At 61.5% G+C, this 19,574-nt stretch carries 18 protein-coding genes; 8 read left to right on the forward strand and 10 right to left on the reverse strand.

What is annotated here, in order from left to right:
- The first annotated feature begins 686 nt into the window (after positions 1-686).
- Positions 687-1,064, forward strand: coding sequence for a hypothetical protein (locus XcodCFBP4690_RS22440; protein WP_146091896.1), 378 nt, complete (start codon positions 687-689; stop codon positions 1,062-1,064).
- Positions 1,052-2,278 (forward strand): hypothetical protein, encoded by a 1,227-nt coding sequence (locus XcodCFBP4690_RS22445; protein ID WP_146091897.1) that lies wholly within the window; start codon positions 1,052-1,054, stop codon positions 2,276-2,278. Before XcodCFBP4690_RS22440 ends, XcodCFBP4690_RS22445 begins: the two co-directional genes overlap by 13 nt.
- Positions 2,279-2,666: 388 nt before the next feature.
- Here XcodCFBP4690_RS22445 and XcodCFBP4690_RS12930 read toward each other — a convergent pair whose 3' ends face one another.
- The 4 genes from XcodCFBP4690_RS12930 to XcodCFBP4690_RS12950 all read right to left on the reverse strand — a co-directional run bounded on the left by XcodCFBP4690_RS12930 (position 2,667) and on the right by XcodCFBP4690_RS12950 (position 7,102).
- Positions 2,667-2,888 (reverse strand): XAC0095 family protein, encoded by a 222-nt coding sequence (locus XcodCFBP4690_RS12930; protein ID WP_167394604.1) that lies wholly within the window; start codon positions 2,886-2,888, stop codon positions 2,667-2,669.
- Between the two features lie 377 nt (positions 2,889-3,265).
- Positions 3,266-5,161 (reverse strand): XVIPCD domain-containing protein, encoded by a 1,896-nt coding sequence (locus tag XcodCFBP4690_RS12935; RefSeq protein ID WP_104541327.1) that lies wholly within the window; start codon positions 5,159-5,161, stop codon positions 3,266-3,268.
- A 21-nt stretch (positions 5,162-5,182) separates the two neighbouring features.
- The gene (locus XcodCFBP4690_RS12940; RefSeq protein WP_244183646.1) at positions 5,183-5,686 is read right to left on the reverse strand and encodes a hypothetical protein; all 504 of its coding nucleotides are present in this window, start codon (positions 5,684-5,686) and stop codon (positions 5,183-5,185) included.
- 768 nt (positions 5,687-6,454) lie between these two features.
- Positions 6,455-7,102, reverse strand: coding sequence for a hydrolase (locus tag XcodCFBP4690_RS12950; protein WP_104541328.1), 648 nt, complete (start codon positions 7,100-7,102; stop codon positions 6,455-6,457).
- Between the two features lie 142 nt (positions 7,103-7,244).
- Here XcodCFBP4690_RS12950 and XcodCFBP4690_RS12955 point away from each other — a divergent pair, with 142 nt between their 5' ends.
- Positions 7,245-8,135 carry a LysR family transcriptional regulator gene (locus XcodCFBP4690_RS12955; RefSeq protein ID WP_104541329.1) on the forward strand — a complete coding sequence of 297 codons (891 nt, stop codon included), beginning with the start codon at positions 7,245-7,247 and terminating at the stop codon, positions 8,133-8,135.
- Positions 8,136-8,444: 309 nt separating this feature from the next.
- Complete coding sequence (locus tag XcodCFBP4690_RS12960; RefSeq protein WP_104541330.1) at positions 8,445-8,852, forward strand: VOC family protein; 408 nt, start codon at positions 8,445-8,447, stop codon at positions 8,850-8,852.
- Positions 8,853-8,970: 118 nt separating this feature from the next.
- Here XcodCFBP4690_RS12960 and XcodCFBP4690_RS12970 read toward each other — a convergent pair whose 3' ends face one another.
- Positions 8,971-9,417 (reverse strand): hypothetical protein, encoded by a 447-nt coding sequence (locus XcodCFBP4690_RS12970; protein ID WP_167394605.1) that lies wholly within the window; start codon positions 9,415-9,417, stop codon positions 8,971-8,973.
- 217 nt (positions 9,418-9,634) lie between these two features.
- Here XcodCFBP4690_RS12970 and XcodCFBP4690_RS12975 point away from each other — a divergent pair, with 217 nt between their 5' ends.
- A complete protein-coding gene (locus tag XcodCFBP4690_RS12975; protein WP_104541331.1) occupies positions 9,635-10,267 on the forward strand; it encodes a dihydrofolate reductase family protein in 633 nt (210 codons plus the stop codon).
- Between the two features lie 183 nt (positions 10,268-10,450).
- Here XcodCFBP4690_RS12975 and XcodCFBP4690_RS12980 read toward each other — a convergent pair whose 3' ends face one another.
- A complete protein-coding gene (locus XcodCFBP4690_RS12980) occupies positions 10,451-11,194 on the reverse strand; it encodes an SDR family NAD(P)-dependent oxidoreductase (protein WP_104541332.1) in 744 nt (247 codons plus the stop codon).
- A 19-nt stretch (positions 11,195-11,213) separates the two neighbouring features.
- Entirely contained in the window at positions 11,214-11,618 is a 405-nt protein-coding gene (locus tag XcodCFBP4690_RS12985; RefSeq protein ID WP_104541333.1) for a hypothetical protein, read from the reverse strand.
- A gap of 87 nt (positions 11,619-11,705) precedes the next feature.
- Here XcodCFBP4690_RS12985 and XcodCFBP4690_RS12990 point away from each other — a divergent pair, with 87 nt between their 5' ends.
- Positions 11,706-12,083 carry a winged helix-turn-helix transcriptional regulator gene (locus tag XcodCFBP4690_RS12990; protein ID WP_104541335.1) on the forward strand — a complete coding sequence of 126 codons (378 nt, stop codon included), beginning with the start codon at positions 11,706-11,708 and terminating at the stop codon, positions 12,081-12,083.
- Between the two features lie 249 nt (positions 12,084-12,332).
- Here XcodCFBP4690_RS12990 and XcodCFBP4690_RS12995 read toward each other — a convergent pair whose 3' ends face one another.
- Entirely contained in the window at positions 12,333-12,521 is a 189-nt protein-coding gene (locus XcodCFBP4690_RS12995; RefSeq protein WP_104541337.1) for a CsbD family protein, read from the reverse strand.
- Positions 12,522-12,652: 131 nt separating this feature from the next.
- A complete protein-coding gene (locus tag XcodCFBP4690_RS13000; RefSeq protein ID WP_104541339.1) occupies positions 12,653-14,173 on the reverse strand; it encodes a helix-turn-helix transcriptional regulator in 1,521 nt (506 codons plus the stop codon).
- A gap of 162 nt (positions 14,174-14,335) precedes the next feature.
- Here XcodCFBP4690_RS13000 and XcodCFBP4690_RS13005 point away from each other — a divergent pair, with 162 nt between their 5' ends.
- Together XcodCFBP4690_RS13005 and XcodCFBP4690_RS13010 are read left to right on the forward strand one after the other, a co-directional pair.
- Complete coding sequence (locus tag XcodCFBP4690_RS13005; protein ID WP_104541341.1) at positions 14,336-15,301, forward strand: hypothetical protein; 966 nt, start codon at positions 14,336-14,338, stop codon at positions 15,299-15,301.
- A gap of 435 nt (positions 15,302-15,736) precedes the next feature.
- Positions 15,737-17,929 (forward strand): ATP-binding protein, encoded by a 2,193-nt coding sequence (locus XcodCFBP4690_RS13010; RefSeq protein ID WP_244183648.1) that lies wholly within the window; start codon positions 15,737-15,739, stop codon positions 17,927-17,929.
- 460 nt (positions 17,930-18,389) lie between these two features.
- On the opposite strand, the gene XcodCFBP4690_RS13015 is transcribed toward XcodCFBP4690_RS13010, so the two are convergent.
- Positions 18,390-19,553, reverse strand: coding sequence for an HDOD domain-containing protein (locus tag XcodCFBP4690_RS13015; protein WP_146091898.1), 1,164 nt, complete (start codon positions 19,551-19,553; stop codon positions 18,390-18,392).
- Positions 19,554-19,574 lie beyond the last annotated feature (21 nt).

A 19,574-nucleotide genomic window follows, 5' to 3' on the forward strand; every position in this document is an offset into this window, starting at 1 on the left:
TCACCGAACGTCAGCTGCATGGATGAATCCTCTACATGAGGCGGTAGTGTCGCGCATCTGTGGTGAGTTGATCAGACCTTTCCTAGTTCTCTCGCTGATGCGCGAATTGTTCAGAGGTATCTGCAAGCGAATATACGCAAAACATGCAACGTCGTGAAAACTCTTGACTAACTGCTATAGAGGCTACGGTTGCGTCCGATTGATCATGGTGCCGGTGCAGTCGCCGGAGCAAAGCGAGCACAGCATTTCCAGCAAAAGTTCCCGGGGATACGCCCTTGTTCTTGACACTCCGTGCGTTGCACCACCGTGCAAGAAAAACTTGAAAGAACGTCGCGTGCCCCGCAGACAAAACTGGTGTATCGCGGTATTGTCCAGTTTTGAGCAAGGGCTTTCACGCACCGGAAGCATATGGTACTTAAGAGTGAACTGCCAACTGAGCCGAGCGCTGTACAGAGGACGAGCGCCGCCTGACGGTCGCAGGTTTAGAAATTTAGCTGCGGAGCTGTAGATTTGAGGATTCGATGAGTGCTGATAATTATATCGTGGCATGAAATCCAGAAGTTGTAAGGCGGACAGGTATTATTGTAATTAATGATAAAAACTTCATTTATGAGAAAAATGAATGACTTCCGTAGCATAGGGATTTTGTGTTTGCGGACTTCAATGATTTCTACACGGAGAGAAGGATGCCATATCAGCCTCATCCACATCATCGATCAGTTGCTTATGCAAACCAAAAATCGCAATGGCTTATTTCTATATTAGATGAGAACAATTGTTACAATAAAGCCGTATATAGCGGTTGGCTTGCAAATCAGTCATATTGGGGGCTCCACATCCAAGGAATTACCCCTGCGATACTCGGGGCCTCACCCAGCAATGCCAAGCTGTTCATAGCGAAATTTGTAGGCACAGATGATAATTGGCACGGCTATCCAGTCGCCCATTGGTTGTCACCGTTCGATAAGCCTGCAATAACTGTGTTGCAAGCTTGGAATGATGATGGATATATCAATAGAGCCGCGAAAGCAAAAATCCATCGAGGTAAAAAATGGAATCCGTGAGAATAAAGATTAATGGCGCATTTTGGGATTCCCAAATCTACAGCGGAGAACTGATTCTCTTTGCAGAGGATGGTTCATTGCGCCGCTTGGATTGGCGTGCGTTCATTGATGGCCTAGCGGATGCTTATGGAAATATTAGAACTGCCTTGCGCGTATCCTTTATTGATGGTGAGCTTTTCTACAATGATAAGGTTCGTAAGATTCTTTTGGATCCTGAAATAGCAAAGCCTATACGTGACCAGTTGAAGAGATTAGCTTCAGAAGACCTGTGGGTAGACAACCACAGAGGGGAAAAAGTCTCTAGCCCATTTGACTTTGTTCCCACGGATACTGAAGTCTACTATAACAACATAATTGCTTCTGGCAACGAAGGTTTGTACAGCTGCTCAAGGACAAACATCGGTCGACGAGATTCTTATCTATTCGCAGAAAAGCATCATGACGCGAGATTTCTCCAAGTCAAAGCGTCTGACAGGCATACTGCAGTAGCAGCAGCGGCCGGGTCAGATGGGCTTATCGAATTCGGATTCGAAAAAGATGGAGGAGAGGCAAGGCTTGAAGGGGAAAAGCATCTCTCAACTCGTCCGTGTAGTGCGTGCGAGTGGGCATTTCAGAATGTCGTAGGCTGGACGGATGGATCAGCTTTTCTAGCTAACTTTAATGAAGAGAAGAAGCGGGGTAGTTTAGATAGTTACAGAATATTTGATCGCGTAATCGACTTTTCGGAAATATTTGGGGCCGAAAAGAATGCCAGTGGGCGTTCATTCTCTTGGGGCTCTAGAGAAAAGTTTTACAGAGTAGATGGTGACGAAATTATAGTGGTTGAGAGAAAGGGAAAGACCGGGAGCAAGAATAAGAAAGCTAGTGAATCATCTGGTGAGTTCGAGAAAATAGGATCTTTGCAGACAGGTTTCGATGGGGCAGAAATCCTTGCAACCGGTACCGCTCCCTTTGGTAGCGTTGTTGAGTTGAAGGATAGGCTGGTTGTAGTCAGGAGCGATGGAAAGGTAGAGGAATTCTTTGGCGAGCTGGTGCATTGGAGAATTTTCCCAAGGTCATCCCATTATAGTAATCAAATTCACTTAATATATGAAGACCATATGGAAGTGGTTTCCTTTGTGCACGATTATTTTGTGGGTCAACTAGATAAGAATTTCGGGTTCTCTAGAAATTCTGATTCTTTCTCGGAGGAAGTGCAATCCGCTTTTTTGTGAAATAAGTATAACTTCAGAAATAACGGGGTAAGGTTTACTTTGTAATCCGATAACCTTGCCATCCATTTGCAGCATCCAACACCTGCTCATACCCAATCGCTAGCAGTTGAAGGGCGTGGTGTCGCCTGCCATGGAGTTGTACGTCTGCCGCGCTCGCGGGATGTACTCGTTCGTTGCTTTGTCGATGGCTGACGCGTATGCCTTGTGCATGCGCCTGCTGTGATGTTGCTAGTACGATGCGGTGCGATGGTGGTGATTCGGTCCATGACGTTCCGCCTGTACGCACTAATCCTAGTCGGGTTTACGCGCACAGGTGGATCAGGTCGTTTGATGATCGCTGCACGCTTTGCGGCTTACATGGCGCTTTGCTTGCATAGAAGGAAGCGCACTACTCGGGATCACCTAAGTCATCCAGCACATCATCCACCTGCTCAGCCAAGTGCTGCAGGCAATGCGCCCATTGCTGCAGTGGAATCGTCGGCGCCCCTAACGTACTTTCGTCGCGCGAACGCGGTGTGGCCAGGGTAGCGAGCAGGCGCAATTGGTCGCGTACGCGTAGCAGGTGGTATTGCGTGCCTTCGGACATCCAGTAGCCGGGTTCGTCGTGCATGCCGCTCTCCTTGCCGTGAGGCAGCTCCCGCTGCACAACGCAGCGGGATGCCGGGAGGCTAGAAACCGCACAGAGACGGCAGGCTTATTCCCCTTGCGGGTGTTGTATTCGCCGCCCTCCCGGCGCACGAGCGCCGAGCAATGCCCAACCTTTCGATCGGACATAAAAAACCCACCAAGGTGTCGGAGGTGGGTACCGCTCTGTAAGGAGTTTCTAGGCTCCGAGCGGGAGTGTGCGGCGACCTGTTAGCCAGGTCAAGCAGCTTGTCGAAAGCGCGATGAGCACTTGCTGTTGTACTGGTAACGGATGGCTGCAAACACGCTATCAAGATTCGGCGTGGGCAGACCCTGCCGCTGTCCTACGTGGTTACGGACGCGCTAACGGAAGGGCACGCCTTGGCTCGGTTCGCTCACTCCGCGCGCGAGTTCTTGCTGCTGCACAAGCTCTCTTTCCTGCGCGATAGCCTGATTAGCTGCTAATAATTTCTGGTCAGACTGCTCGACAGGCGTACGAATCGCCTCATCAATATGCACATGCACCCGCTGATGTGCAGGGTCGTCCAGCCGGCCTTCGACCGCGAAGACATTGCCAGTCTTGCCCATCACAACGTGGTCCACACGGCTGAGCGCGCTCCCTGACAGCGACCAGTCATTGGAATCCGGATACGCATCGCGGTTGTCCTTGCACGCAGCCAGCAGGCAGCGGCTAACGCGTTCGCTCATGTCGTCATAGGGCTTGCCCACACTCTCGTCGATCTTGCGCACACCGCTACGGATCTGCTCAAGCATGGCGTGGTCTGGGTGCGCAGGGTCGTCGGGGCCGCGCAAGCCAGCCGCAGGCGCATCAGGAACAACCGGAACATAGCGATGGTCATATGCCGGGTTCACGCTGCCGTCCTGGGTATGGTCAAAATGGTGGAGCGTGGGCGGGGCAGTACTCCTGTCGTGGTAAGGAAACGGCGCCTTGTTCGGCCCGCGGTCCAGGCCTTCATTCTCGATCAGGTGTTCCTTTAGTCCCAGCCCTGCCATATCGATGGTGACGCGTGGCCGGACGCCCTGGTGCACTACGTTTGCACGGTCTTCTGCCTGCAGAATCTGCTCGATTGCCCAGGTGCCGTAGTAATTGGCGTAGTCCGCAGTGGGCTGAAGCTGACCTGCTTGATTGCGGTGCTCGCCAAGATTAACCGGGCGCTGGCCGGGTTGGGCGTAGAGCTGTGAGGGACGATCGAAGTAGTGGTGGCCCATTGCTGCGATGTTGCCGGGCGATTGGGATAGTGTCCCATCCTGATTGAAGGAAAGGCCAGCTTTGGGCAGCGCCTTAAGCGAGCTTGAAGTCTTGTCCTGTTCAATGAAATCAAGATTTCTATCCAGTTTGGTCGCGAGCATCACATCGAGACTATTTGCAATGGGGTTGATCTGCTTCTCACGACTGAGTAAAGCGTTCCAGCCTGAAATTTCAGCCTTTGCTTCATCTTCTCTTCCCGCTTGTATGTAGGACCTCAGTTCATCCGTGTAGTCGTGAACAGGCCCTCTTGCCTTCGATTGCTTCTCAACCTGACTCAAGAAAACGGCAGTGGCCTGCTGCTTCGAAGAATGATTGAAACCGTGCTGTATCTCATGGCCCAATACAAACGTCATGTCCTGTGGGTTGTACCTTCCGGACGGACTCGCGGGTGAAAAGGACTGCAGTCCAAGCGGCGGTAAGTTCATCAGCTTTCGGTTGCCGTCGTATGTCCCACCCGCAGCCACGCCTGGCCCGACAAATCCGAAACCTTCAAGATTTGCCCTCTTTGGCTTGTGCGTGTCCGTTAAATCAATCGTCGTAGCGGCTCTCTTGATCTCACCTGCTAAAACAGGAGAACCATTGATCGTCGCTTGTAGATTGCTGACCATGTCTTGCGTGACAGGATGCTTGTTTCCGGCTGCGTCTTGATAAGTGCTGTGAGCAAACTCGACGGACATCTGCTGAACCTGAAGCGTCTCTCTCAAGTCTTTGCTCGCTACCACACCTGATGATTGGAGGCTCGTTGCGGGAAGCGTGATGACACCGCTGTGGATATCGTAAGTTCCAGCCAGATTTTGCGGAACACTACCTGCGGCCTGTACCGCAAAACCACGTAGTTGACCAGATTGAGCTTGGCTGTCCAGCTGGTTCAACAACTTGGCATCGGCCTTGAGCGCATCACGTAGCTGTGCTACTTGATCAGAACTAACGCCTGGCTGTGCCGAAAATCGGGAAAGCGCGGCTTCAAGTTGAGAGCTGTGATTGGCCATGAAAAGCTTCTCCGTAGCGTCTTACCGACCATTCAATGTAGTGATGGATTTAACGCAGACTTGGCCTGAAGAACCGGCAGCAGCACTCTGCGGAATTAGAGACAAGACGATGCTTCCGCGCTCCGCAAACTTTGCATAGCGCCAGTTCTCAAGCTGACCAATTGGTCCGTATGTGGGAGAAGCAACAAATCCGGCACTCTTCAACGCGCTGTCGTAGCGCTGAAAATCCAGGCTGCAAATTGCTTTCATGTCAGAGAAGCGGCCAGCAGTGTTCTCGAATGAAAGACCCACCCCTGGCAATAGCGATGGAGATGCAGGAACGTAGTCGAATGCATACCGCCAACCGTCGCCCAAGTCCTCACTCCAGATTACCGCGCCAAGCGCACCGGGAGCAACGGAAATCCGGAAGCCCATGACATCTTGAATGCGCCCTGGAGTTATATCTTCGCGCGAATCTAGGCTAGTAATAAGCTTCAAGAAACGGAGGCCCATCTCCTCCGCGCTAAGCGCAATTTTCTCAGCCATGACGGCCTCCGGCAAAGTCATCTCGGCGTGCTCCTTCAATAGCGGCTTCGTGGATTGGGCTGGCGCGTGAGCACAAGCGCTCAGGACAGGCCCGCAGAGTGTGGTCATAACGAGAAGGGCGACTCGGGCGGAACGCATCAGCAGATCCTGAAAGGCTGGCAAAGAAGCATACGCCGCATCTGTGCATCTTATGGGCCGCGGACATCGATCGCAGCGACTTGGTCTGTCACGTGACGTAAAAAGCTGGCACCCCGTGGTGAGACCGCTCTTTGCAGAACGACGGGGTCGCCATCTGAGATGGTTGGACCAGAAGAATTCTGGAAGTTGCCTTGATCCCTTATTTCTTTGGGGCGTCGCCAGGCGCATCGCATGTGCGATGTAGGTTGTTAAAAATTTGCTAGATGCATTGGCGGAATTGATAGCATACCGAACGCTTGATTGCACGCATCGCGTGGTCCAGCTACGCCGCCAAGAAAGCAAGATCACAGTAAGTGCGGTGATTGCCGGTCAGCTAGCGTGCCTCGCTCACGGCTAAGGGCATGAGGCTAGTTGTGCTAACGCAGGCTGTCAACGGCTGGAACGGATCGAGGACACCTGGATCGGCTGATAGTCGATGATGATCAGCGCCGAGTTTTCAGGCGATAGAAGCTGGTCGGTGTGGGGGTTGCGCAGTGTCTCGCTGGTCATTGATAGGCTCTACTTGATGGCGACAAAGTGGCGCACGTCCATCGGACGTGCGCCAGGCAGCGTGGAGCGAGCACGCTCCGCTCAGCCGGCAGGCACGGGCGTGTGCAATAGTTGCTGCTCCCACAGAAACGCGATACCGCTGCCTGCAGCGTGGTACTTCATCACCTCGGTCATCGGGCCGGCCGTCGCCAGTCGCGCCCAGTCGCGTTGCCATTCCGCCGCGAGCGCCAGCCAGGTCATGACGTTCGCGCCCGCGGCGATCATGCGTTGGATGGCCACCTGGTGCGCCTCGACCGAGGTGCCACCGGATGCATCGGTGATGACCGTGACATCCCATCCTTCGCCCAGCGCCTGGATCGCCGGCATGGCGACGCAGACCTCGGTCCACAGGCCCGCAATCACCAGCTGCTTGCGCCCGGTGGCCTTGACCGCATCGACCACCTTCGAATCTTCCCAGGTGTTGATGAGCGTCCGGTCGATCACCTCCTGGTCGGGAAAGACGTCGGTGATCTGCGGAAAGATGAAACCGCCGCGTTCGGCAAGCACGCTGGTCAGGATCGTAGGCACGCCGAACGCCTTGGCGGCCTTCGCCAGGCCAACGGCATTGTTGACGGCCAACTGTGGATCGTGGCTGTTGAGGTTGGTGAGTTGATAGGGCTGATGATCGATCAGGACGAGGACCGAGTCCTCCGGACGAAGCAATGATGCAAGGCCGTTGCGCAGGGGCATGGCTATCCTTTCGGAAGTGGAAGAGATGTCCGACGGTGGCGCCCGCCTGCAGGGGCGAGTGCCGAACCGAGGTTGCCAGTGCGTTACCTGCTACGGTAGCGAGTCAATCGGCCACACTGTGTCGCGCTTTGGGGAACGCTGGATGGATATCGAGGATTTGCGGACCTTCGTCGAGGTTGCCGATGCCGGTGGCATCACCGCTGCAGCGCAACGGCTCGGTATCGCCAAGTCGATCGTCAGCCGGCAGCTGGCGCGGCTGGAGGCAGAGCTGGGCACACAGTTGCTGGCCCGCACGACACGTGGCGCATCACTGACCGACGCGGGCTCCACATTCCGGGACTATGCGGCCAGGGCCACTGCGGAGATCGATGCCGCAAGGGAAGCCATCTCGCCAGCAGGCGACCTGCGCGGCCGCTTGCGGATCGCCGCACCGTTGTCCTTCGGGCCGACGCATCTGGCCCCGATCTTTGCCAAGCTGGCGCAACTGCATCCCGCCCTGCATGTGCACGCGTGCTATAGCGACCGGCATGTGGACCTGGTGGGCGAAGGCTACGATTGCGCGATACGGCTCGGCCATCTTCCCGATTCGAACCTGATCGCCCGGCGTGTTGGCCCGATCGTGGGCAAGCTGGTGGCTGCACCGTCCTACGTCGCCGTGCATGGCGCGCCAGAGCATCCGGATGCGCTGCTTTCCCACGAATGTCTGATGCAAGGCACCGAAAGCTGGCAATTCATGCATGGCACAAAGGTGCTCGTGGTCAGGCCGCGCGGCCGCTTCAAGGGCGACAACGGCACAGCGCTGGTATCGGCTGCACTGGCGGGGCTGGGCATCGCCATGCTTCCCGAAGGCCTTGTCGGCGAACACCTTCGCTCCGGCGCGCTGCTGTCGCTGATGCAGGCGCATCCCGTGCGCCCAGCCGGCATGTTCGTGGTCACGCCGCCAAGCCCGCATCCGGCGCGTAAGGTCAGGGTACTGACCGAGCTGCTGATCGCCTGCTTCGCGGACGCCGCGGAGATTGGCACGTCTGCGTAATCGCTGTCGGTGCGCTGGTGCAGCAAAGGGGTGACTCGATTGTGGAGCTTGCGTGCCATCCCGTGCAAAAGCGGCGAAATTCGGTGCGCCGATTGATCGGCAAATCGCAGGGGGATGAGTGTGCCCAGCGCCAGTCCACGAGATCGCCGACTCAAAGGTCCGATGAGCAGGTCACGACGCTAGTCCGCGATTCCTCCCTCAGAATGTAGCCATTGAGGTATCACTGAACGTTCGTGGATATGGATGTCCGGCAGTGATCTACCAAGCCAGTGCTGCGCCTCACCCGATCTATTTCTGGAATCCGCCGCCATGTCCGATATGCTGGTCAACATCGACGTCGACGATATCGAAGCCGCCGAGCGCTTCTACTGCGCTGCGTTTGCTCTCCAGCCCGCGCGCCGCTTCGGCAAGGATGCGGTTGAGCTGATTGGCACCTCCTCCAAGCTGTACCTTCTGGCGAAGGCCCCAGACACGCAGGCGGCTCCAGGTGTGAATCAGCCGCGCTCCTACGCCCGACATTGGACACCCGTACATCTGGACTTCGTTGTCGGCGACCTTGAGCAGGCTCTCGCGCAATCAATCGCCGCCGGAGCAACGCAAGAGCAGGCGATCCGTGACACTGCATGGGGCCGCATCGCGGTGATGGCCGATCCGTTTGGGCATGGCTATTGCCTGATCGAGTTCACCGCTGCCGGTTACGACGCTGTTGCGACATAAGCGCTAACGGCGTCGGCATTGCCTGTCGTGGGTTAGAGTTGGCGCCCTGCGATCGCATCGCTGCCGCGCGGCTGCGAGTGAGCTACCTCGGCTTGGATGTCAGTACGAGAACATTTGCCTACCCACCCCGGCACCGCTGCCACCCACCCGCAGCAGCCGACACCTGCTCCCATCCATTGCGCAGCCGCTTCATCGCCTGCCCGCCCACGCACGCGTAGCCCAGTTGCTTGGCCTCTGCCGTGCCCAGGCCCGGCAGCGCGATGATGGAATCCGATGGAGCGGGACGCCCCTGGCTGCGTGCCTCGTTGCGCAGCATCATGTTCTCGATGCCCTGGCAATAGCGCACCATGCCCGGATGCGGGTGCGCGCGGTATTGCTCGCAATTGAACGGCGTGGTGTCGCGCGCCATGGAGTTATGGGGCTGGCGTGTCGGTGGAATGTACGTGCGGGTGGTCTTGCCGGTGGCCGAGCGCATGCTCTGAGCGACGGCGGCCTGCATGCAGACAAGCATGCCCAGTGCTGCCAATCCCAGCGCGAGGCGACGCGCGATGCTGATCCTGTCCATGGTGGTTCCCCCTGATGCCTGCGCATCCTAGCCCAGCTGACAGCGGTATGGGCGCTCGCGCCCGCCTGGCCGCTGCAAGGTTGGACTGGGTGGTACCCAACGCGATGCGTCAACCCAGGGCGTCAGGCAGGCGGGGATGATTGCGCCATGCTGGGATACCGCCGGTGGCGGCGAGTGAGCGACACTGCCAGCCGCCATCCAATGTCGGGAGACCGCAATGCGTGAGCTGAAGCTGGTGATGTCGGTGTCGGTGTCGCTGGATGGCTTTGTCAGCGGCGCGGCAGGCGAGGTCGACTGGATGTTCACTGGCGACCAGGCCGCCATCGCCTGGAAGGTTGAAAACGCCTGGAATGCCAGCCTGCACCTGATGGGCAGCCGAACCTTTCAGGGCATGGCCAGCTTCTGGCCGAAGGCAACCTCGCCGTTTGCAGCGCCGATGAATCGGATTCCCAAGGCGGTGTGCTCGGCAAAAGGGCCGGCGCTACTGGAGGCGGCCACCGCATCGCTTGCCGTCGCGCGTGCGCAGCTCGGCACTACCCCGGGTGCACAGCTGCAGGCCGGTGCCGACAGCTGGGCCAATGCCACGGTCGTCGCTGGTCCGTTGGGCGATGCGATTGCCAGACTCAAGGCGCACGACGGCAAGCCGATCATCGCGCATGGTGGCGCGACGTTCGCACGCAGCCTCATCGCTCATGATCTTGTCGACGAGTACGTGCTGGGCGTCTATCCGATTGTGCTCGGCAAGGGCGTGCCGATCTTCGACGGCGTGGGTGCGCCAATGCCGCTTCTGCCGGTCGGCAGCCGGACGTTTCCGAGCGGCTTCATGGCGCAGACGTATAGACGGGCGTGATGCAGTAGCGCCGCCGCGATGGGCCCGGGCCATTGCCGCGCGCTGGCGTGCAGTCATCGTGCAGCATCTGCGAAGGCGCGTACGCTCCCTTGTCGTGGAGCTTCGTTGAAAGATGGACAGATGCGCTTGTCGAAGCGATCGTGTGGGTCTTCATAGGTGCCGTGCTGTCGACGCGGGTTCAGGTCAGCGGGCGCTGTCGATGATGGTGCCGCCGTCAGGCGTGAGGCTCGATCCGGTAATGAACTGACCGTCCTTGCTGGCGAGAAACAGGACAACCGGGGCAATGTCGTGCTCCGGCGAGCCGTAACGGCCCAACGGATTGGTGGGCGCCGGGACGTTGGCCTCTGGTCCCCATGTTTCAGCGACCGGCAGGATGTTATTCACCGTGATCCTGTCGGCACCCCATTCGCGGGCGGCAGTGCGGGTGAGGGCGCGGATGGCTTCTTTCGCCATGTTGTATGGGCCATAGCCCACCATTCCGACTACGCCAGCCATCGAGCCGAAATTAATGATGCGGCCCTCACCGCTTGCCTTGAGGTAGGGGTAGGCCGCCTGCATCGCGCGCAGGTACGCGACGGGGCCAAGATCGAAGTTTCGCTGCAACTGTTCCACCGACAGGTCGAGGATCGACGAGAACGGTATGTTCGGATCGAAGGCATTGTTCACCAGGATGTCGATGCCACCGTAGGTGGCGGCCACCGTGTCGATGGCTGCCGTGAGCTGATCGCCCGCGCCGATGTCGCAGACGATGCCGATTGCCGTTCCGCCAGCGGCACTGATGTCGGCAACCACTGCATCCACATTTGCGCGGGTGCGCGAGAGAACGGCGACCTTCGCGCCCTCCGCGGCGAACAGTTTGGCGATCGCCCGGCCAATGCCGCGTCCGCCACCGGTGACGATGGCAACTTTACCGTTGAGTCTGGACATGAAGTTCTCCTTCGAGACGTTAAGGGGTGCTCAGGTGCGGCGCGACGATTGCGTCGTAGGGCGATGCGGGCTGGCGTGCGGCGTTTTGGGTGGTGAACGAGGCCGCCAGCAACACCAGCCCCAGCGCTGCCGGAATCGCGCCCTTGGGCTTGCGCACGCCCAGGTGGGCCATGCCGGACAGCAGCAGGTGATACAACACGCCTGCATACGCCAGATCGCTCAATGCCACGTTGAAACGCGACAGGATCATCAGCGGCGCCAGCAGCTTGATTGCGATCAGGAAGGGCAGCCGCAAGGGCGAGCAATAGCCCAGGTCGGCCAACGTCTTGCGCACCAAGTCGCGCTTGGCCAGATACAAGGCGGCAGAGCTCAGATACAGCAGACAGAGCAGTGCAGTGCTGATCCAGTAGACGTAGGTGGCCATGTGTCGCGCGGGACGCCGTTGCAAGAGGCACGCAGAATGTCGACTAAGATGACCTTTGAAAAGTAGGATGAATATCTGGTGCTTAGTATGAAAAAGCAGACCCTTGAGGCAGGCGTCGTCAACATGCACGAGGAAATGCGCCGTGCCTTCGCGCTACTGTCGGGCAAATGGAAACTGGAAATCATGTGGCTGCTCAATCAGCGGATGTACCGCTTTGGCGAGCTGCGCAAGGCGATCCCCGGCATCACCCAGCACATGTTGACCGCGCAATTGCGCGAGCTGGAAGCGGATGGTCTGGTCACCCGCACGGTCTTTGCAGAAGTACCGCCACGCGTTGAATACGAGATCACGGACAAAGCACGCGGACTAGGGCCGACGATGGAAGCGCTGACTGCCTGGTGGCAACAGCATGGCAGCAGCATTGCGCAACGGCCGGTATCGCGTGGACGCAAGCCGAACGCCTGATCGGGCGCGGCAGGGCAGGACAGTGAGATGCCTCTTGGGCGTACATGCCGCTTCGGCACGCATGCCAGCCCGGCAACATATGCAGGCCCTACTGCAGACCCATCTCACACAAAAGCCAACGCCCCGAACGGGCCGGGGCGTTGGCGATCCGCTACTTGCACTACATCAACCCGTGCGATGTACGCGACACGTTGATGGGGTAGCGTTTTACAACGCGGCAGGTATCCGCCCACCGGTCATGCAGCTGAGTTACTTGGTCGACTTGACAGCGTCGCGCACGTCGTCCGCCACTTCGCCCGCCTTGCGCTGCACCTTGCCCACGTTCTTTTCGGCGGCGCCTTCGAGCTCGGTGCTCTTGTCGCCGGTGACGCGGCCGATGGCTTCCTTGACCGAACCCTTGACCTGCTTGGCGGCACCTTCGATACGATTCTTATCCATGGGGTGTCTCTTGTCGTTTGGGGAACCCGGCCAGTCTGTGCGTGCCGGTGTGAGCATGATGTGCGCTCTCGCCGGCATGGCCCAGTTGCCGATGCACCACCACCGCTAGTGCATTTGCGTCATCCCTTTGCTCACTTCTTGCGTGCGGCCGGCTTGCCGCTGCGCCCGGCCACACCACGTTCGCGTGCCCACACAATGGCTTCGCCACGGCTATGCACATCGATCTTGGAATACAGCGCGGCGACGTGGTTGCGCACCGTGTTGGGCGAAACGCCCAGCGCCTGTGCAATCTGCTTGTCGGCCAGGCCTTCGGCGATGTGGCCGAGCACGTCGCGTTCGCGGTCGGTGAGCTCGCCGATGCCGCAACCGCTGGCTTGGCTGGGGCGATTGGCGCGGCGGACGTTGGCGAGTTTTTCCAGCAGGCTCTGGCTGAACCAGGAAGCATCCTGCATCACCGCTTCGATGGCGGTGACCAGTTCCATCTCGGTGCGTTTGCGGTCGGTGATGTCCATCAGCGACAACAGGTAGCACTGCACGCCATGGATGCTCACCGTTTCGGCCGAGACCAGGCAGTCCAGCTGCTCGCCGTCCTTGCGCGCGATGGCGTATTCCACGTTGAGCATGCTGCCGGTTTCCTGCAGCGCGCGGCAGAATTGCTGGTAGGCCTGGCGAGTAGTGAACAGGCCAATTTCGTCGATCGGCCTGCCGACGATGTCTTCAGTGGCGTACTGGGTGATCTGCGCCACTGCGTCGTTGATCTCCACGACCTGCAAGGTTTCTGCATTGCACATCAAGGTGGGCACCGGGGTGATGCGAAACGCCTTGGCGAAGCGTTCCTCGCTCTGACGCAGGGCTACCTCGGCGCGACGGCGCGGCTCTAAGTCCATGAAGGTGAACAGCATGCAGGCCTCTTCGCCGATCTCGATCGGCTGGCCGGCCACCACTACCATCTTGGTGCTGCCATCGGGCAGGCTGAGTTCGGCCTGCATCTGCGGGATGGTGGCGCCATCGTTGAGCCGTTCCAGCGCCAGTTCGCGGCGGTCGGCCATCTCCATCACGTCCACTTCGAACACGCTCTTGCCCACCACCGCTTCGCGCGTGTAGCCGGTCATTTCCAGAAAGCCCTGGTTGGCCTTGATGTAGCGCTTGTCTTCCAGCCGGCAGATGCATGCCGGTGCGGGGTTGGCATTGAAGGTGCGCTCGAAGCGTTGTTCGGCACTGGCCCAGTCGCTGGCGTCGGCCACGATCAGCACCAGACAATCGGGTTGGCCCTGTGCGTCGGTGAGCACCAGGCTGCGCACGCGGTGCACCCACTGCGCATCGCTGCCGTCGCGGAACACTTCCACCACCACGTCGTTGAACACCTCGCCGGCAATCACGCGGTCGATGGGGTAATTGCCGGCACTGAGGCGATGGTTGTTGCGATAGCGCAGCTGGTAGCGCGCGCGGTAGTCGCTCACCGTTGCGCCCAGTTCGGCCAGTTCGCTGGCGCCATGCATGGCCAGCGCGGCGTCGTTGGCCCAGGTGATGGTCTGGTCCGGCTCGATCAGGATCACGCCCTCGCTCAAGCCGGTGATGATCTGCTGCAACTGGCGGCGGTTGGTGGAACTGGGTGGGCTGACCGGTGATGCGGCTTCACTGCCTGACGACATGGATGTACCTCGGGAAAACCAGGGCGGTGGTGACACACAGTGGCGGCCAACGGTAGCCGCTGCCTGACGCGAATGCACTAGCTGACCTGGTGCATTCGGCTCAGGCGTGCCGGGCAGGCCGCTTCCAGACTGGCCGCACTTTCCACTGTAACGAGGCCACCCATGGCACAGCGTGTCCGCCATTCCTACGCTCCCACGATGTCGTGGGGCGCCGTCCTCGCCGGCTGCACCGTCGCGCTGGTGAGCTACCTGACCCTGAGCGTGCTGGGTACCGCGATTGGTGCGTCCACCATCGACCCGCTGCGCGAGGCCAACCCGGTCAGCGGGCTGGGCACCGGCGCCGGTATCTGGCTGGCGCTCAGCACGTTGGTGTCGGTGGCGCTGGGCGCGTTCGTCGCCGGCCGCCTGGCCACCGCGCGTGGCGGCACCCACGGCTTGCTGAGCTGGGCGGTCACCTCGCTGATCACCACCTGGCTGGTCGCCGGGCTGGCCGGCAGCGCGGTCGGCACCGTGTCGGGCGTGGTCGGCAAGGGCGTGTCGCTGACCGGCCAGGGCATTGCTGCAGCTGCGCCAAGCCTGGGTAACGGCGTGCAGGATGCGCTCAAGCAGCAAGGCATCGAACTGGATTGGGGCGACCTGCGCGGCCAGCTGGACACGCTGCTGCGCCAGACCGGCAAGGCCGAACTCGACCCCGAGCGCCTGAAGGCCCAGGCCGAGGACGTGCGCGATGACGGCAAGGCGACCGCCGGCGATGCGGCGCAGACCCCGCAGCAGGCCTCCGATGCCTTTGCTGCCTGGTTCGACCGCGTGCGTGCCCAGGCCAAGCCGGCCATCGATGCGGCCGACCGCGATGCGCTGGTCAACCTGATCATGGCCCGCAGCGGCAAGCCGCGCGCGCAGGCCGAGCAGATCGCCGACAACTACGCGCAGACCTACCAGCAGGCGATGGCGCAGTACGCCGCGCTCAAGCGCACCGCCGAGCAGAAGGCGCGCCAGGCCGGTGACGTGGCCGCACGCGGCATCTCCCGCGCGGCCTGGACCACGCTGGTGCTGCTGATCCTGGGCGCGGGCCTGGCGTTTGGCGCCGGCCGCGTGGGCCGCCGTACCGACCCGATCGTGCTGGTGTAGGCCGTGCAGGCTCCGGGCATGCGCTGCCATGCCGCTGCCCGCAGCAAGGCGCCGCGGCGGGAGACGGCGCCACGTTCCAGGGAGTGGACCTGAGCAAGGCACCGGGGTAACCCTTCGCGGCGACGGATGCCGCGGCTCGCTCGACACCGGGCCATCTAGGGGTGGCCCGGTGTTTTTTCATCACGGCGCGGCCGCCACACCTGTGCGCCGTCGACAGCACGGCGCAGGCACCATGCAGTGCACCACGCCAGCGGCCGGCTGCGGCGCGCCTAAACACGTTGGCCGCAGCGCGTGTCGCTCGCCGCTGCGGCCCGCGTCTTGCCCGGCCTGCGTGCCACAATGCCGCCACTTCCTACCAGGCACGGCCGCCACGTGAGTACAGCCCACCCCGTCGTTGCGCCGAGCGGTCTGGAGTTTCTGTCTGGCGGCGGGGTCATGGGCGCGACCATCCGCGCACACGACTGGGCCGCCACGCCGCTGGGCGACCCGCACACCTGGCCGCAGTCGCTGCGCTCGGCAGTGTCGATCATGCTCAATGCGCGTTTGCTGGGCGCAGTGCTGTGGGGACCACAGCTGCGCATGCTCTACAACGACGTCTACCTGCAGTCGGTGGGCGACCGCCACCCGCATGCGCTGGGCCAGCCGGTGGCCGAGGTGTGGGGCGAAACCTATGCACCGATCGCCGAAGATTTCGCACGGGTGATGCGCACCGGCGAGGGTTACGGCCAGGGCGTGGTCGCCCTGCCAATGCTGCGCAATGGCGTGCACGAAACCACCTACTGGAATGCGACCGCGTCCCCCATCCGCGGCGAGGACGGCAGCATCGTGGGGCTGCTCAACATCGCCATCGAAACCACCGCACAAGTCGCGGCCGAGCGGCATCGCGACATCCAGAACGCGATGCTGAGCAACGAGAACACGCATCTGGTACACGAGGTGGTCAACCGCACCACCGAACGCGATCGGGCGCTGGAAGCGGAAACCGCCGCGCGCCGCAATGCCGAGCGCGTGCAGCTGGCGCTGGCGGCCGGGGCCATCATCGGCACCTGGATCTGGGACCTGCCCAACGATGCGTTTTCGGTGGACGAGGCGTTTGCCGAGAACTTCGGCTTCGACCCATCCAGCAGCCGTACCGGCTTGCCGCTGGAACAGGTCATCGCCAACGTGCATCCGGACGATCGCGACGGCCTGCGCGCAGCGATCAACGAAGCACTGGCGCGCGGTGGTGCGTATGCGCACCAGTACCGGGTCAGGCGCCGCGACGGCAAGTACTACTGGCTGGAAGCCAACGGCCGGGTGGAACATGCGCCGGACGGTACGCCGCTGCGGTTTCCCGGCGTGTTGCTGGATATCGACGCGCGCCACGCCTTGTCCGAAGAACGCGACCGCGCCCTGGCCGCGTTGCGCGAACTGAGCGAGACGCTGGAACAGCGTGTCACCGCACGGACCAGCGAGCTGATGGTGGTGGAAGAGGCGCTGCGACAATCGCAGAAGATGGAAGCGGTAGGCCAGCTCACCGGCGGTCTGGCGCACGACTTCAACAACCTGTTGGCCGGCATCTCCGGCGCGTTGGAGTTGATGTCCCTGCGCGTGGAGCAGCAGCGCTTTGCCGAACTGCCGCGCTACCTCGGCATCGCGCAAAGCGCCGCCACGCGCGCAGCGGCGCTCACCCACCGGTTGCTGGCGTTCGCGCGGCGGCAGACGTTGCTGCCCACGCCGACCGATGTCAGCCAGTTGATCGTCGATATCCTGGAACTGGTGCAGCGCACCGTGGGGCCGGGCATCCGGGTGGAGAACGTCCCCAATCCGCTGCTCTGGCCGGCGCTGGTGGATGCCTCGCAACTGGAGAATGCGCTACTCAACCTGTGCATCAACGCGCGCGATGCCATGCCCGATGGCGGCCAGCTGCGCATCGACACCAGCAACCACTGGATCGACCACGACCTGGCGCGGCAACTGGGCATGCGCCAGGGCCCGTATCTGTCGCTGTGCGTCAGCGACACCGGCACCGGCATGCCGCCGGAGGTGGTGGCGCGCGCGTTCGATCCGTTCTTCACCACCAAGCCGCTGGGCGAAGGCACGGGACTGGGCTTGTCGATGATCTATGGGTTCGCCAAGCAGTCCGGCGGGCAGGTGCGCATCCAGTCGGAAGTCGGCAAGGGCTCGCGGGTGTGCATCTATCTGCCGCGCCATCTGGGCGAGGTGACCCAGTCCGATGCACACGGGCAGCCGCTGCAACTCACCCCCACCGATGCCGGCGAGACGGTGCTGATCGTCGACGACGAACCGTCCATCCGGTCGCTGCTGGGCGAAGTGCTGCAGGAGCTGGGCTATACCGTGATCGAAGCCGGCGACAGCGTGGCCGGCCTGGGCATCCTGCAATCGGACGTGCGCATCGACCTGCTGATCAGCGACGTGGGCTTGCCCGGCGGCATGAACGGCCGCCAGATGGCCGACGCCAGCCGTGCGCATCGCCCGCATCTCAAGGTGCTGTTCATCACCGGCTTCGCCGAGAACGCGCTACTGGACGACCACCACCTGGAACCGCGCATGGCGGTGCTGACCAAGCCCTTCAGCGTGAGCGTGCTGACTGCGCGGGTGAAGGAGTTGATTGCGACAGAGGGCTGAGTGCAGGTGACGACGCTACGTGCAGCGGAATGCACAGCTGTCGTTGCTGTTGCCGCCAAGCTCCAGGGCGCGGCCTTGCAGGCAAGATGTGCGCTGCAAGCCGGGTAACTGCAGTGCACCCGGCGGTTCGAGATCGGCAGACGGTGGCATTGGCGGCTGCAACGTTGCAGACGGGCCGTGTCCGTGTCTGGCAACTGCAGAGAGTCCCTATCCGGGATTTCAGCAGGCATGCATCCCTGCAGTGCGGCGCCGACGCGGGTGGCGACAGATGCGACGACCGCAGGCGATTACGCTGTGGTCGCGTTGCATGCTCGAAGGCATCGGCGGGCCCGTGCATGACCGGCGCAGCCGCGGATTGGCGGTTGCAGACCACTTGCGGGCAAGGTGACGGCATCGGTGCGCCATGAGGTGGCAACGGCGTCCCACTTGCCGCATCACGCGGTCATCGTCAGCTGCAGGCTTACTCCACGCTTGCGGCCACCAGCCGCTGCCACAGCGCGGTATTGGCGGCGTCGTCCGGTTCCAGCGTGGCGAGCACGGTCAAGGCATGGGCTTGCTGCTCGGCGCCATGGCGGGCGAGCATTGCCAGGGCGGCGGCGAGGCGGCCGTAGCGCAACGCGCGGCCCAGCGCGCTGGCCAGCAGGGTGGTGTCGTGCTCGGGACGCTGTTCGTCCAGCGCGGTGCCCAGCACGGGCGGCAGGTCCCAGGTAGTGGCGATCGTCTTGGCCACCGCGGCGGTATGGCCTTCCACCAGCGCCGCGGCCACCTCCAGGCTGTAGGGCAGGCCGGGGCGTTCGGCATAGGCATCGCGCAGCACCCGCAGGATCACCACCGCACCCAGTCCCTGCAGCAGGCCGGCCAGCTGCGCCGACAAGCTGTCGCCGCCGCGTTCGCGCATGTAGGCAGCCGCCGCCGTGGCGGTGCGCAGGGCGTAGTCCCACACCGCGGCCGGCAGGCGCGAGTGCAGGCCGCCGTCCAGGCTGAGCACCGGCTGCATGACTGCTGCGGCGACGATCTGGCGCACTCCCTCGGTGCCGATATGCACCACCGCCCGTTCCAGGCTTTCCAGCGGGGCGCCTTGCGGGCGGTACAGCGCGCTGTTGGCGATGCGCAGCAGGTTGGCGGCCAGCGCCGGGTCCTGCGCAATGATCGCGGCAATGCCGCGCCCGGAGGCGTCCGGATCGTTGACCGCACGCATCAGTTGCGGCAACAGGTGCGGGCGGCGCGGCAGCAACTGCGGGCGCAGGTCGACATGGGCCAGTGCATTGGCGACGGCATCCAGCACCGCCAGCTGTGCCGGGTCGGTGGGCAGGCTGGCCTCGGCCAGCGAGGGGGTGTCCATCACCACGGCATACATGCGCCGCAGCAACGGGCGCATCGGGGGTGGCGCGTCCTGCAATGGCGCGGCCGCTGCCTGCGGCGACGGTGGCTGCGATTGGACCCGTGCCGGGACGGCGAGAGGCTCCGCCGCGGGCGCCGGCGCGATAGAGGCCGCGCCAGCGGTTGCCGCCGGCACCGCAGCTTCGGGCGCGCGCTGGCGCCTGCGCATCCAGACGATGGCGCCGACGATCGTCGCGACAGCGAGAAGGCCGGCAGCAAGCAGCAACACAGTGGCGAGGATCATGGGCAGTTGTCTGAATCAGTG

Origin of the sequence: Xanthomonas codiaei (assembly GCF_002939785.1) — a bacterium.
Taxonomy (GTDB): domain Bacteria; phylum Pseudomonadota; class Gammaproteobacteria; order Xanthomonadales; family Xanthomonadaceae; genus Xanthomonas; species Xanthomonas codiaei.

Bases quoted from the DNA above. Each gene is read 5' to 3' on its own strand.
- XcodCFBP4690_RS22440 (WP_146091896.1), top strand. From the start codon at position 687: ATGCCATATCAGCCTCATCCACATCATCGATCAGTTGCTTATGCAAAC.
- XcodCFBP4690_RS22445 (WP_146091897.1), top strand. From the start codon at position 1,052: ATGGAATCCGTGAGAATAAAGATTAATGGCGCATTTTGGGATTCCCAA.
- XcodCFBP4690_RS12930 (WP_167394604.1), bottom strand. From the start codon at position 2,888: ATGCACGACGAACCCGGCTACTGGATGTCCGAAGGCACGCAATACCAC.
- XcodCFBP4690_RS12935 (WP_104541327.1), bottom strand. From the start codon at position 5,161: ATGGCCAATCACAGCTCTCAACTTGAAGCCGCGCTTTCCCGATTTTCG.
- XcodCFBP4690_RS12940 (WP_244183646.1), bottom strand. From the start codon at position 5,686: ATGGCTGAGAAAATTGCGCTTAGCGCGGAGGAGATGGGCCTCCGTTTC.
- XcodCFBP4690_RS12950 (WP_104541328.1), bottom strand. From the start codon at position 7,102: ATGCCCCTGCGCAACGGCCTTGCATCATTGCTTCGTCCGGAGGACTCG.
- XcodCFBP4690_RS12955 (WP_104541329.1), top strand. From the start codon at position 7,245: ATGGATATCGAGGATTTGCGGACCTTCGTCGAGGTTGCCGATGCCGGT.
- XcodCFBP4690_RS12960 (WP_104541330.1), top strand. From the start codon at position 8,445: ATGTCCGATATGCTGGTCAACATCGACGTCGACGATATCGAAGCCGCC.
- XcodCFBP4690_RS12970 (WP_167394605.1), bottom strand. From the start codon at position 9,417: ATGGACAGGATCAGCATCGCGCGTCGCCTCGCGCTGGGATTGGCAGCA.
- XcodCFBP4690_RS12975 (WP_104541331.1), top strand. From the start codon at position 9,635: ATGCGTGAGCTGAAGCTGGTGATGTCGGTGTCGGTGTCGCTGGATGGC.
- XcodCFBP4690_RS12980 (WP_104541332.1), bottom strand. From the start codon at position 11,194: ATGTCCAGACTCAACGGTAAAGTTGCCATCGTCACCGGTGGCGGACGC.
- XcodCFBP4690_RS12985 (WP_104541333.1), bottom strand. From the start codon at position 11,618: ATGGCCACCTACGTCTACTGGATCAGCACTGCACTGCTCTGTCTGCTG.
- XcodCFBP4690_RS12990 (WP_104541335.1), top strand. From the start codon at position 11,706: ATGAAAAAGCAGACCCTTGAGGCAGGCGTCGTCAACATGCACGAGGAA.
- XcodCFBP4690_RS12995 (WP_104541337.1), bottom strand. From the start codon at position 12,521: ATGGATAAGAATCGTATCGAAGGTGCCGCCAAGCAGGTCAAGGGTTCG.
- XcodCFBP4690_RS13000 (WP_104541339.1), bottom strand. From the start codon at position 14,173: ATGTCGTCAGGCAGTGAAGCCGCATCACCGGTCAGCCCACCCAGTTCC.
- XcodCFBP4690_RS13005 (WP_104541341.1), top strand. From the start codon at position 14,336: ATGGCACAGCGTGTCCGCCATTCCTACGCTCCCACGATGTCGTGGGGC.
- XcodCFBP4690_RS13010 (WP_244183648.1), top strand. From the start codon at position 15,737: ATGGGCGCGACCATCCGCGCACACGACTGGGCCGCCACGCCGCTGGGC.
- XcodCFBP4690_RS13015 (WP_146091898.1), bottom strand. From the start codon at position 19,553: ATGATCCTCGCCACTGTGTTGCTGCTTGCTGCCGGCCTTCTCGCTGTC.